11 protein-coding genes are annotated in these 12,680 nt (G+C 45.5%); 5 read left to right on the top strand and 6 right to left on the bottom strand.

Going from position 1 to position 12,680, the window contains the following annotated elements; translation table 11 throughout:
- Positions 1-47: 47 nt before the first annotated feature.
- The 5 genes from pstC to greB form a co-directional block, all read right to left on the bottom strand.
- The gene (gene pstC / locus Xhom_RS04425) at positions 48-1,004 is read right to left on the bottom strand and encodes a phosphate ABC transporter permease PstC (protein ID WP_069318531.1); all 957 of its coding nucleotides are present in this window, start codon (positions 1,002-1,004) and stop codon (positions 48-50) included.
- A 42-nt stretch (positions 1,005-1,046) separates the two neighbouring features.
- Entirely contained in the window at positions 1,047-2,093 is a 1,047-nt protein-coding gene (pstS, locus tag Xhom_RS04420; RefSeq protein ID WP_069317566.1) for a phosphate ABC transporter substrate-binding protein PstS, read from the bottom strand.
- A gap of 158 nt (positions 2,094-2,251) precedes the next feature.
- Positions 2,252-3,280 (bottom strand): ATP-binding protein, encoded by a 1,029-nt coding sequence (locus Xhom_RS04415; RefSeq protein WP_069317565.1) that lies wholly within the window; start codon positions 3,278-3,280, stop codon positions 2,252-2,254.
- Positions 3,277-3,996: an osmolarity response regulator transcription factor OmpR gene (ompR, locus tag Xhom_RS04410; protein WP_069317564.1), complete on the bottom strand. Its 720-nt coding sequence runs from the start codon at positions 3,994-3,996 to the stop codon at positions 3,277-3,279. Before ompR ends, Xhom_RS04415 begins: the two co-directional genes overlap by 4 nt.
- Before the next feature lie 176 nt (positions 3,997-4,172).
- Positions 4,173-4,655 (bottom strand): transcription elongation factor GreB, encoded by a 483-nt coding sequence (greB, locus tag Xhom_RS04405; protein WP_069317563.1) that lies wholly within the window; start codon positions 4,653-4,655, stop codon positions 4,173-4,175.
- A gap of 250 nt (positions 4,656-4,905) precedes the next feature.
- Between greB and Xhom_RS04400 the strand changes: the two genes are divergently transcribed.
- From Xhom_RS04400 to Xhom_RS04380, 5 genes are all read left to right on the top strand, one after another.
- Positions 4,906-7,254, top strand: coding sequence for a Tex family protein (locus tag Xhom_RS04400; protein ID WP_069317562.1), 2,349 nt, complete (start codon positions 4,906-4,908; stop codon positions 7,252-7,254).
- A gap of 375 nt (positions 7,255-7,629) precedes the next feature.
- Positions 7,630-8,148 carry a pyridoxamine 5'-phosphate oxidase family protein gene (locus Xhom_RS04395; protein WP_069317561.1) on the top strand — a complete coding sequence of 173 codons (519 nt, stop codon included), beginning with the start codon at positions 7,630-7,632 and terminating at the stop codon, positions 8,146-8,148.
- Positions 8,149-8,519: 371 nt separating this feature from the next.
- A complete protein-coding gene (gene feoA, locus Xhom_RS04390) occupies positions 8,520-8,747 on the top strand; it encodes a ferrous iron transporter A (protein ID WP_069317560.1) in 228 nt (75 codons plus the stop codon).
- Positions 8,748-8,850: 103 nt separating this feature from the next.
- Positions 8,851-11,163: a Fe(2+) transporter permease subunit FeoB gene (gene feoB, locus Xhom_RS04385; protein WP_069318530.1), complete on the top strand. Its 2,313-nt coding sequence runs from the start codon at positions 8,851-8,853 to the stop codon at positions 11,161-11,163.
- A 7-nt stretch (positions 11,164-11,170) separates the two neighbouring features.
- The gene (locus Xhom_RS04380) at positions 11,171-11,410 is read left to right on the top strand and encodes a FeoC-like transcriptional regulator (RefSeq protein ID WP_069317559.1); all 240 of its coding nucleotides are present in this window, start codon (positions 11,171-11,173) and stop codon (positions 11,408-11,410) included.
- Positions 11,411-11,481: 71 nt separating this feature from the next.
- Here Xhom_RS04380 and Xhom_RS04375 read toward each other — a convergent pair whose 3' ends face one another.
- Positions 11,482-12,654: an MFS transporter gene (locus Xhom_RS04375; protein WP_211287885.1), complete on the bottom strand. Its 1,173-nt coding sequence runs from the start codon at positions 12,652-12,654 to the stop codon at positions 11,482-11,484.
- Positions 12,655-12,680 lie beyond the last annotated feature (26 nt).

Here is a 12,680-nt window from a genome sequence, read left to right as displayed (position 1 = left end):
TGATCTTACCGGCCTGACATGGCGGTTGATTATTGATGATACTCATCTCAGCGCCCCTCATTTTTTGCCAAACGCATAATCATCAATTTTGATAACGCCAGTACAATAAAGGTGATAACAAACAGGATCAGCCCCAACTCCATCAACGCAGCAGTATGCAAGCCAGATTCCGCCTCGGCGAATTCGTTTGCCAACGCAGAGGTAATACTGTTCCCCGGCATATACAGAGACAAACTGTCGAGCTGGTAGGTATTACCGATAATGAAGGTCACGGCCATCGTTTCTCCCAAGGCGCGACCAAGCCCCAACATGACGCCACCGATCACTCCGTTCTTGGTATAGGGCAGAACGATATGCCAAATGACTTCCCATGTGGTACAACCGATCCCATAGGCAGACTCTTTCATCATGACGGGTGTTTGCTCAAACACATCACGCATAACAGAAGCAATGTAAGGGATAATCATAATGGCGAGAATAACCCCCGCCGTCAGAATGCCAATACCAAAAGCAGGGCCAGAAAACAGTTCACCTACAATAGGAATGTTTGATAGCACATCACCTACGGGTTGTTGGAAATAGGTGGCAAACAGTGGGGCGAAAACAAACAGCCCCCACATGCCGTAAACAATACTTGGGATCGCCGCCAACAATTCAATCGCCACGCCCAGAGGACGTTTCAACCAGTTCGGTGCCAGTTCTGTCAGAAACAAGGCAATACCAAAACTCACCGGTACCGCAATAATCAGGGCAATCAATGAGGTCATCAATGTGCCATAAATGGGGACCAGCGCACCAAATAGCCCTGCGGGGGCATCCCAATCTTTTTGCCATAAAAAAGAAAAACCGAATGTTTGTATACTCGGCCAAGAAGCAATTATCAGTGAAATGATAATGCCCCCCAGCAGTAGTAAAGTCAGCAATGCGGCCAGTCTGACCAGCGCGCTGAAAATAATATCGCCATTTTTGCTTGGTGCTTTCAGTGCCGCTTTACGTTCGGCCATACGCTCAATTCTCATTTTGGGTTATACCCTGCAACTTGATATCTATCGGGTATATAGCGGCTTACCACTACTATCTTTGACATCGCTCTTCCATGCTGCCCGTACCTGATTAATAACTTCTTGTGGCAGAGCGGCATAATCCAGATCTTTCGCCTGTTTTTTGCCTTTATCATAAGCCCAATCGAAGAATTTCAAGACTTCAGCACCGTTAGTAACATTAGGTTGCTGCTTGTGGATCAGAATGAATGTTGTGGAAGTAATCGGCCACGCATTATCACCTTTCTGATTTGTCAGATCCTGTGCGAAGCTGTGATTCCAATCCGCACCTTTGGCCGCTGCACTGAAGTTTTCTGCCGTAGGTGTTACTACCGTGCCATCACCTGAAATCAGGTTGGTATAAGCGAGACTATTTTGCTTCGCATAAGCGTATTCAACGTAACCAATTGAGCCAGGCAGACGTTGAACAAAAGCCGCAATGCCATCATTACCTTTGCCACCCAATCCAGTTGGCCATTTGACCGTAGAGCCAGCCCCTACTTTCTCTTTCCAATCCGCGTTAACTTTGGCCAGATAGCGGGTGAAAACGTAGGAAGTCCCTGAACCATCAGCCCGACGAACCACGGCAATATTTTGATCCGGCAATTTGAGATTTGGGTTCAGTTTTGTGATCGCCGGGTCATTCCATTTCTTGATATTGCCCAGATAAATATCACCGAGGATTTTGCCATCCAGAACCAATTGACCCGATTTGATGCCAGAAATATTCACCGCCAGTACAATGCCGCCGATCACAGTTGGAAACTGAAACAGACCATCAGCCGCCAGCTTCTCATCCGACAAAGGCGCGTCAGATGCACCAAAATCAACGGTATTTGCAATAATCTGCTTTACACCACCAGAAGAGCCGATACCTTGGTAATTGATTTTATTGCCCGTTTCTTTTTGATAAGAGTCTGCCCACTTGGTATATATCGGTGCAGGGAATGTCGCACCAGCCCCCGTCAAGCTGGTGGAAGCAAATGAAGACAAGGATGTCATGGTAAATACAACTGCCATGATGTTCGCCATGGTGATACGTATTGATTTCATTCTCCCTCCTACTGGGATATAAAAACGAAAGTCAGACATCATCAACAATTTGGTTTTCAAGTTAAAAAATGGATCAGGAAGGAAAATAGGTGAATTAAATGACAGTAAAATGTATGAATTATGACATTTTTATGACAGGTCTCTTTCTCAGGTGCTCTTTATTTTGTATTTAGTGGGAGATAGGCGCGGATAGATAGCCCCCCTTTTTCACTTTCTCCTACTTCAATATACCCCTCATGGATAGAGATAATGCGTCGGATAATCGCCAGCCCCAGCCCGGCTCCACCATTATTGTGAAACCCCCGGACTCGTTCTCCCTGCACAAATGGCTGGAATAGAATAGCTGCCTCTTCTTTCGTCATGCCAGAGCCATTATCTTCGACCTGAAACCAGCCAAAGTTTTCGGTTATTCCACTACTGATTCGAATCCACCCTTCGCCATAACGCAGGGCATTAGTGAACATATTGGCAAGTATCCGTTTGATTGAAAGCGGATTGGCAAAAATGAAAATTTCGCTGGCAGACAAGTGATTTTCGATATCTACCGACGATGTGATATTCATGGAATGGTGCTGTTCTGTCTCAATAACCGCACCAAGCAGCCCATTCAATTCACAGCATGTCATCGGCACATCCTGCCCCGCTCGTTGATAGTCAATGAACTGCTCAATAATAGCGTTGCATTCATCAATATCTCGAAGGATAGATTCCGTGAGAAAGTTTTCTTTTTCCTCAATCATCTCCATCGCCAACCGGATGCGGGTAAGTGGAGTACGCAAGTCATGACTGACTCCTGCCACCAATACTGCCTGAGCATTTTCCTGGGACTTTAACTCCACTGACATCTGATTAAAAACCCGGATCACTGAACGTATGGCGGGTGCCCCTGTTTCAGAAAGCGGTACAGCCATCTTGCCTTTTCCCAGCTCGCTGACCGCTTTTTGAATCGCTTTTAGTGACCGTTTCTGAGTATGGAGATTTCGATAGAATGCGGCAAACACGAATAATGCGATCGTAGTTCCTCCCATAAACATGTAAGGAAATACGAGGCTGAATGGAATTTTTTCCATCCAGACCAACAATTGGGCAACCAGATAACTAATCAGCAGGCTGCCCAGCAGTATCGCCAGCGCTAAACGCAAGACATGGGGGAAAAAGGCGCACAGCGAAAGGCAAAACTTTTTCATGCCTTGCTTCCATCAGGAACAAAAACGTATCCCAATCCCCAAACCGTCTGAATATAGCGGGGATGAGAGGGATCTTCTTCAATCAAGCGACGCAGACGAGAAACCTGAACATCAATGGATCGCTCCATTGCGCCATATTCCCGTCCCCGTGACAGACTCATTAATTTATCCCGAGATAACGGCTCGCGGGGGTGGGAAACCAAAGCCTTCAGCACCGAAAACTCCCCACTGGTCAAAGGTACCAATTCATCGTGATGGAACATTTCACGTGTACCAAGATCAAGTTTAAATTTTCCAAAGTTAACCACGGTATCATCCGCTATTGGTGATCCCTGAAGTTCATTAGACTGGCGCCGCAGGACAGCACGCATACGCGCCAATAATTCCCGCGGATTAAAAGGCTTAGCCAGATAATCATCAGCGCCAATTTCAAGGCCCACAATCCGATCAACTTCTTCCCCTTTTGCGGACACCATAATGATCGGAACCGGGTTATTCTGACTTCTCAATCTCCGACAGATAGATAGCCCATCCTCGCCTGGCAACATTAAATCCAGGACAATCAATTGAATGGACTCTCTGGTCAATAAACGATCCATCTGTTCTGCATTTGCTACACCACGAACTTGAAATCCCTGCTCAGATAAATAGCGCTCCAATAACGCCCGCAAACGCATATCATCATCAACAACAAGGATCTTATAACTCTCTTGCATGTTTCAGCTCCCAAGATGCTCCCTGCACGCAATATCCATTACTCTCACAGAAAACCCATACTCAAATAGCGGCTAACGGCATGTATTTTAAGGCCATTCATGGCATTGACAATAATTGCTTATGCTTTGGTTTTCTCTCCCTGTTCTCCCTATGTCTATCACGCTGTCACCATGACTTATGCCAAAGGCTGGTAGCCAATTTCCAATATCCAGTAAGTCGCCATGCCGTTAGGCGTCATCACAGTGACTTCATCTTCAACCTGCTTGCCAAGTAGCGCCCTTGCCACTGGAGAATCAATGGAAATCCACTTCTTGGCCGGATCAAACTCATCCGACCCCACCAGACGAAAAATATGTTCTTCTTCATTTTCATTTTCGACTTTCACCCATGCCCCAAAAAAAACTTTTCCTTCTTGCCGTGGATCAGGATCGACAATTTTTAGCACATCCAGTCGTTTGGACAAGAATCGCACACGCCGGTCAATTTCTCTTAACCTTTTTTTACCATAAATATACTCAGCGTTCTCCGAGCGGTCCCCCAATGCAGCCGCTTCCGAGACAGCCTGAGTAACTTTTGGGCGCTCTATTTTCCAGAGATATTTTAATTCCTGATCAAGCGCACACCAGCCTTCTCGGGTAATGTAGTTACTCTTGGCCATGAAAAACTCACTTGAGAAAAGGTGATTAATGGCGCAGTACTATATCTCAACCATGGAGATATTCGATAAATTCTGTCGCAACATGACTGAAATATCGCGCTAAACTGGAAATTATTGCGCTCAGCACGTATAAATGGAGCCAGTTTTAACCATGCCGATACTGTTTCAGGTGAAATTAGATCCTATTAAGTACGATTTGATGATATCCGAAGTCATCCACAGGCATTAAGAAAATTGAAGAAAACAGACCATGAATGAATCTTTAAGTCGAATCATTGCCGGTGAGCTACAGGCTCAGCCACAGCAAGTCCTAGCCGCCATTACTCTGCTAGATGGGGGGAATACTGTTCCCTTTATAGCCCGTTACCGTAAAGAGGCCACCGGTGGTCTGGATGACACACAGCTCCGCCAGCTCGAAAGCCGTCTAGGCTACCTGCGCGAACTGTCCGATCGCCGTCAGACTATTCTGAAATCTATTGAGGAGCAGGGAAAGTTAACCGTTGAACTTGCGGAAGCTATTAATACCACGCAGAGCAAAACCGAGCTGGAAGATCTTTACCTCCCATATAAACCTAAACGCCGCACCCGTGGACAAATTGCCATTGAAGCCGGATTGGAGCCTCTGGCCGATCTGTTGTGGCAAGATCCACAACAAGAACCCGAGCAGGCAGCCGCCACCTTTGTTGACACTGACAAAGGCGTTGCTGATACCAAAGCCGCACTGGATGGCGCACGTTATATCCTGATGGAGCGTTTCTCCGAAGATGCTTCTCTGTTGGTGAAAGTCCGCGAATACCTGTGGAAAAATGCGCATTTGGTGTCCAAGGTTGTCGAAGGTAAGGAAGAGGAAGGCGCCAAGTTCAGTGATTATTTCGATCATCACGAAGCGATTGCGACAGTTCCATCCCACCGTGCCCTTGCCATGTACCGTGGACGCAATGAAGGGTTCCTGCAACTGGCCCTGAACGCCGATCCCCAATTTGAAGAAGCACCGAAAGAAAGCTACTGTGAGCAAATTATTACCAATCACCTCAATCTGCGCCTGAATAACGCCCCGGCAGATAGCTGGCGCAAAGCGGTGGTGAGCTGGACATGGCGCATTAAGGTGTTGCTGCATCTGGAAACCGAACTGATGAGCACACTGCGGGAAAAAGCCGAAGACGAAGCAATCAACGTATTCGCCCGTAATTTGCATGACCTGATGATGGCGGCTCCGGCAGGTATGCGGGCAACAATGGGTCTGGATCCGGGCTTGCGTACCGGGGTAAAAGTTGCCGTTGTTGATGCGACAGGTAAACTTATCGCCACCGATACCATTTATCCACACACTGGACAAGAAAATAAAGCGGCTGCTGCCGTTGCAGCACTGTGCACCAAGCACCAAGTGGAGCTGGTAGCCATTGGTAATGGCACCGCTTCACGTGAAACAGAGCGCTTCTTTGCCAATATCCAGAAACAATACCCTGATGTGACGGCACAGAAAGTCATCGTCAGTGAAGCAGGAGCGTCCGTCTACTCCGCTTCTGAGCTGGCTGCACAGGAATTCCCTGAGCTGGATGTTTCACTGCGTGGTGCTGTTTCCATCGCCCGCCGCCTGCAAGATCCACTGGCGGAACTGGTAAAAATCGAACCAAAATCCATCGGTGTTGGTCAGTATCAGCATGATGTCAGTCAGACACAACTGGCCAAAAAACTGGATAATGTGGTTGAGGACTGTGTAAACGGCGTCGGTGTTGACCTGAATACCGCATCTGTCGCCTTGCTGACCCGCGTTGCTGGCCTGACCCGTGCCGTTGCCCAGAATATTGTTAACTGGCGTGATGATAACGGACGATTCGAAAACCGTAACCAATTGTTGAAAGTTAATCGTCTGGGGCCAAAAGCCTTCCTGCAATGTGCCGGCTTCCTGCGCATCAATCAGGGTGACAACCCGCTGGATACTTCAACAGTTCACCCGGAAGCCTATCCGGTAGTCGAGAAAATTCTGACAACGACCGAACAGACTTTGCCAGAACTCATGGGCAATCCAGCCGCTTTACGTGACTTGAAAGTTCAGGATTTCACGACGGAAAAATTCGGGATTCCGACTGTAACCGATATTCTGAAAGAGCTGGAAAAACCAGGCCGCGATCCACGTCCTGAGTTCAAGACAGCAACTTTCGCTGACGGCGTTGAGACCATGAATGACCTGCGTGCTGGCATGATCCTGGAAGGCACTGTCACCAATGTCACCAACTTCGGTGCCTTTGTTGATATCGGTGTGCATCAGGATGGATTAGTTCATATCTCCTCTCTGTCTGATCGCTTTGTGGAAAATCCACATACCGTAGTGAAAACAGGCGATATCGTGAAAGTGAAGGTGATGGATGTTGACCTTAATCGCAAACGTATTGCACTGACGATGCGTCTTGATGAGCAGCCAGGCGAAACGCCTGCACGTCGCGGCGGCTCTCCTGGAGGCAACCGCAATGAGCGTAATAGCAATGAGCGCAACGAAAATGCCAAAGGCCGCCATAATCCCCGCTCATCCCATTCTGGATCATTATCTAACAGCGCCATGAGTGATGCGTTAGCGGCTGCATTCAACAAAAAACGTTAATACATCAATATATACCCCTCCACTCTCTGAACTGGCTCGATTGAGCCAGTTCAGTCTGGTATAAGCCAAATTTAAATTTATATGATACTGAAATGTAAATTTCGAGATGCGGCGAATGAACTAAACCAACAAAGAGGCAGTTTGAAATATTAAGGGCATAAAAACTTATAATATTCAGTGAGCATGATGAAATTAATCATCCACATAATAAATTTGAATCACTTATGATGACTGACTATTCCCAAAAATACCTTGTATAATCTCCTGTGCAATAAATTTCGTTATAATGAGAATTTATTGAATAATATAAAAAACATGAAAATGAATAACACCCTAATATTTTGACACACACAGACATACTGTTGAGGAAAAATTATGAACAAATATATCCAAAGCAGTTTTGATTTACTCCAAAATATACGTTTTTTCAATCTTTCCACTCTCAATGCCGACTCAGTCTGGTCATCAACAATGTTTTATATTCCCAAATACAATCCATTGACACTGATCTGGTATTCAAAACAAGATACCCGCCATTCGCAAGAACTGCATATTAACCCTCATGTCAGCGGTACAATCTACAGTAGCCGGGTCATGCCAGATTTATCGCTGGATTTAGCAGGTGCCCAGTTTACTGGGTATGCCCGCCAAATACCCGATGAACAATTACAGGAAACGTACGATTACTTCTTTATGAAAACCTATCCTGATGAAAACATCAGAAAGAAGAAAGCCCGTCCGATCCTTGATTATCAGGGTAATGCAATACGCCGTTTCTATGAACTGGAAATTCAGTCATGGTGGGTATACGATTCCGACGGCTGGAGCCAACATCAAGATGATGACCGCGTTCAGGTTCCATTGAGCGAACTACTTTATCCTTCAGAAGGTTAATGAAAGATAAAAAAGCATTCAAAGAATTAATAAAAAAATAAAAATCAACAAGCTCTGCTTATTATCAGGGCTTGTAATAAAAAGAAACCCGCCACATTCATTCCATTAATAGATTTATATTATTTATCAATTAAAAATAACTTCTAAGAATATTACGCCATTTATTTTCGAAAAAAATCACCATTAATTTGATTAATATCAATCTACTTCATCATGATTCAGGGATAAATAACCCGTGTTGTAATCGCATATTATTCTCATTAATAATTCAAATTCAGAAGAATCACAGTACTTTTTTCTTGTGATTTCGCCTTTATTGAGGATAATAATTCTCATAATCACTTATTTTTTCATCTTGGGCGGGTTTTTATATGCAACTTATTCCAAATCACAGATATAAAATCCTGGGGTTTTCTCCTGAGATTACACCAGCTTATCGCCAGAAATTATTGTCACTTGGAATGCTTCCTGACTCGATATTTCAGGTTATTCGCTGCGCTCCGTTTGGTGATCCGGTACAAATCGAAACACGCCGAGTCAACCTTGCTCTTCGCAAGCAAGACTTAGAATTTATTCTATTGCAAGAAGATCTGGGCTAACCAAGCTCAAATCAGAACCGTTAATTGGTCAGGTTCAATATATACCCAATCCACAATTTTTATAGCTGAGTTCAAAAATCGCCTCCTTATGGCAGAAAGTATGATGAAACAATTAACCATAGGTCTGATCGGTAACCCCAATGCCGGTAAAACGACACTCTTCAACCAACTCACGGGTTCCCGACAACGTGTAGGCAACTGGGCCGGAGTGACTGTAGAACGTAAAATAGGCCACTTTACCACGCATGACCATCGAGTCGATCTTGTTGACCTCCCTGGTACCTATTCCCTCACAACCATTTCTGAGCAAACCTCCATTGATGAACAGATTGCCTGCCACTATATCCTGAGTGGTGAAGCCGATATGCTGATCAATGTGGTGGATGCATCGAATTTAGAGCGTAATCTCTATCTTACACTGCAACTGATTGAACAAGGGATCCCCTGCATCATTGCACTAAACATGTTAGATATCGCCCAAAGTCAACGTATCAATATTGATGTTGCAGCACTGGAAAAACGTCTGGGCTGCCCGGTTATTCCGCTGGTTTCTACCCGTGCCACGGGCATTGATGTACTGAAAAAAGCTATCGATAATTACCCGCAGAAATTTAACCCTCTGAAAGTTGAATATCCTGATGCGTTATCACAAGAAGTCGAGCTTCTTTCCAGCCAGATCAAAAATAGTTTCAACCCACAGCAGTACCGCTGGCTCACCTTACAAATACTGGAAGGAGATATTTATAGCCGAGAAATTTCTGGGTTGACTCCGGCGCAATTGACTGACAGCAAAACTCGTCTGCAACAACAAAATATTACAGAGCCTGATCTCGTTATTGCCGGCGCACGCTATCAAACGATTAATGAACTCTGTTTGTCTGTCATCGATACGCACTCAGCAATACCGAATAAACTGACTCAAGCATTGGATGCCGTTATTCTAAATCGTTGGCTCGGTGTGCCGATATTCTTGTTTATCATGTACCTGATGTTCGTTCTGGCGATTAATATTGGTGGCGCATTACAGCCAATCTTCGACGGTGCTTCCTCAGCCATTTTCATTGATGGCATGCAGTGGCTCGGTATTACACTCCATTTTCCAGATTGGTTGACGGTTTTCCTTGCCCAAGGCATCGGAGGTGGTATCAATACTATGCTGCCGTTGGTTCCACAGATCGGCATGATGTATCTGTTCCTTTCTTTCCTCGAAGACTCGGGCTATATGGCTCGTGCCGCATTTGTAATGGACAAACTAATGCAGTCTTTAGGGCTACCGGGTAAATCCTTTGTGCCCTTGATTGTCGGTTTTGGTTGTAACGTGCCCTCCGTAATGGGAGCAAGAACTCTGGACGCTCCCCGTGAGCGCCTGATTACCATCATGATGGCGCCATTTATGTCCTGCGGTGCACGGCTGGCGATCTTCGCCGTCTTTTCTGCTGCGTTCTTTGGCAAAAGTGGGGCAAGCATCGTTTTCTCCCTGTATATATTGGGAATAGTGGTCGCTATCCTGACAGGGTTGCTCCTCAAATATACCCTGATGCGTGGTGAAGCATCCCCCTTTGTCATGGAGCTGCCGGTCTACCACGTGCCCCATGCAAAAACCCTGCTGCTCCAGACATGGCAGAGACTGAAAGGTTTTGTGATACGGGCGGGTAAAGTGATTATCGCAGCCAGTATGTTTATTGGTGCCCTGAACAGTTTCTCCTTCTCGGGCAAGGCAGTGGATAACATCAACGAATCGGCGCTGGCTTCAGTCAGTAAAGTGATCACGCCTGTACTGTATCCTATCGGTGTCCATCCTGATAACTGGCAGGCAACCGTCGGACTTATTACGGGAGCAATGGCAAAAGAAGTGGTTGTTGGAACGCTGAATACCCTGTATACCGCAGAGAACATCACTAAAGAGCCTTTCAACCCAAATGAATTCAGTTTACTGGATCAGTTGAAAGATTCCGTTGCGGAAACATGGGACAGCCTGAAAGATACCTTTACTCTGAGCGCACTTTCCAACCCAATCGGAGCCAGCAAAGGCGATGGAAGTATGGATCGCAGTTCGATGGGCACAATGAGCGCCAAATTTGGTTCTGCCATTTCCGCTTACAGTTATTTGATCTTCGTACTGCTGTACGTGCCCTGTGTTTCCGTCATGGGAGCCATTGCCCGAGAAACCAGCCGTGGTTGGATGACATTCTCCATCCTGTGGGGATTAAACGTCGCTTATTCGCTGGCCGCATTTTTTTATCAAATCACAACGTTTTCTGCTCACCCACAAAGCAGCCTGATCACTATCTTGGCAGTAATTTTATTTAACGTACTGATCTTTATTGGCTTACGCCGCGCACGTAGCAGAGTCACCGTCACGTTCAATAACACAGCAGATCGCGATTGCGGATGCTCAAACGATAGTTGCCACTAGGAGTCATATGATTAGTCTGCTGGAAATCAGAGATGCTGTCGCCCTCAATGGGCGTACTGATGCCAGAACATTAAGTCATCAGTTTTCAGCACCACTGCCCATGGTGGAAGCCATGCTCCAGCAACTGGTCATGATGGGTAAACTGGAGGAAGTGGATGCTTCCTCCTGTTTGAGTGGAGGCTGCAAGCAATGTCCTGAAACGCAAAAATGCGATACTAAGGCATATCAATTGGCAGTGAAAAGTTGAAGAGTGGTCTAATTTACAGGGTTTGATTAAGCAAATAGGCTTTCTTTACTATAGGCAAATTGGATATAGTTCTAACCCCTTTTCCCGACATCCGAACTCATCACACAGGCCAAAGCCCCTAAAGCCAACAGAAGCATTAAGGCCGTGCTCAACCAGGGATATTGACTTGGTAATAAACTGGCGATGACTCCGATCATTGCTGCCATGACCTGATGAATAAAACCACATAATGCAACCGGATAAGCCCCTTCAACGGGTGATTTTTCAATAGCAATCGACATACTCACAGGATAGGTAATCGCCTGCCCAATGATTGCAATGCAATACGACAACCAAAGAAGCAATGCCAGATGGAAGACCCCTCCCAATAACATCGCTGAACAGCCGGATAACAATCCCACCAAACCGATAGCAATGATCAATTCACGGCCTTTTGTCACAACATAACGATTGACTATCGCAGCCCCCATAAAATAGGCAATGCTTATCGGCCAGCCCAATAAACCGTATTCATATGCACTCCATTGCAAAGCGTTTTGAAAGATAAACGGCGCATTGGTGTTAAATGTGACGACGATGCCATATCCCAAGCCTCCCGCTAAAGCAGGCAGTAGAAATTGTCGGCACTGTAAAATTTTTACGTAAGTCAGTTTAAAAGAAAAGGAGGAAGGCGTTGATGGAGCATCAGGAAGCTTAATCAGGGAAAAAAACAGAAGCAATGCCAGTGTGGAGATAGACAAACTGAAAAAAATGGCCTGCCAGCCCCAAATTTTTGTCAATGCAGCGCCAAAAAACTGCCCTATCCCCACTGAAATAACAAATGAAATCGAGAGCCAAGCAAGGCTTTTTGCCAACCGATCACCACTAAAATTATCTTTGATTAATACACGGGATAAAACTGACATGCCTCCCGCGCCCAGTCCTTGCAAGAAACGAAGAAAAATAAACATCTCCGCGTTACTTACCATCGGTATGGCGATACTGCATATTGAATAAAATAATATGGCAATTGAAAGTATTGTCTTCCTGCCATATTTTTCACTTAAACTTCCCCAAACCAGCATAGGGGCCGCCATACCAATCAAAAATGCAGGAAGAGCCAACGCAATATACTGCTGATTGCTGGATAACATGTCCGCAATCAGTGGTAGTGCAGGCAAATACATCGAAATACCCAGTTGTGCTAAAAAAACAGTAATACAGGCAATAAATATAATATTTTCTTTTTTTATCTGGACTTTCAATTTAATCGCCTTTTTTATTGAGTATT

The sequence above is a fragment of the Xenorhabdus hominickii genome, assembly GCF_002632725.1.
In the GTDB taxonomy this organism is placed as follows: Bacteria; Pseudomonadota; Gammaproteobacteria; order Enterobacterales; family Enterobacteriaceae; genus Xenorhabdus; species Xenorhabdus hominickii.
This window is presented reverse-complemented; position numbering and strand designations above follow the sequence as displayed.

Bases quoted from the DNA above. Each gene is read 5' to 3' on its own strand.
- Xhom_RS04400 (WP_069317562.1), top strand. From the start codon at position 4,906: ATGAATGAATCTTTAAGTCGAATCATTGCCGGTGAGCTACAGGCTCAG.
- pstC (WP_069318531.1), bottom strand. From the start codon at position 1,004: ATGGCCGAACGTAAAGCGGCACTGAAAGCACCAAGCAAAAATGGCGAT.
- feoA (WP_069317560.1), top strand. From the start codon at position 8,520: ATGCAACTTATTCCAAATCACAGATATAAAATCCTGGGGTTTTCTCCT.
- Xhom_RS04380 (WP_069317559.1), top strand. From the start codon at position 11,171: ATGATTAGTCTGCTGGAAATCAGAGATGCTGTCGCCCTCAATGGGCGT.
- Xhom_RS04415 (WP_069317565.1), bottom strand. From the start codon at position 3,280: ATGAAAAAGTTTTGCCTTTCGCTGTGCGCCTTTTTCCCCCATGTCTTG.
- pstS (WP_069317566.1), bottom strand. From the start codon at position 2,093: ATGAAATCAATACGTATCACCATGGCGAACATCATGGCAGTTGTATTT.
- Xhom_RS04395 (WP_069317561.1), top strand. From the start codon at position 7,630: ATGAACAAATATATCCAAAGCAGTTTTGATTTACTCCAAAATATACGT.
- feoB (WP_069318530.1), top strand. From the start codon at position 8,851: ATGAAACAATTAACCATAGGTCTGATCGGTAACCCCAATGCCGGTAAA.
- ompR (WP_069317564.1), bottom strand. From the start codon at position 3,996: ATGCAAGAGAGTTATAAGATCCTTGTTGTTGATGATGATATGCGTTTG.
- greB (WP_069317563.1), bottom strand. From the start codon at position 4,655: ATGGCCAAGAGTAACTACATTACCCGAGAAGGCTGGTGTGCGCTTGAT.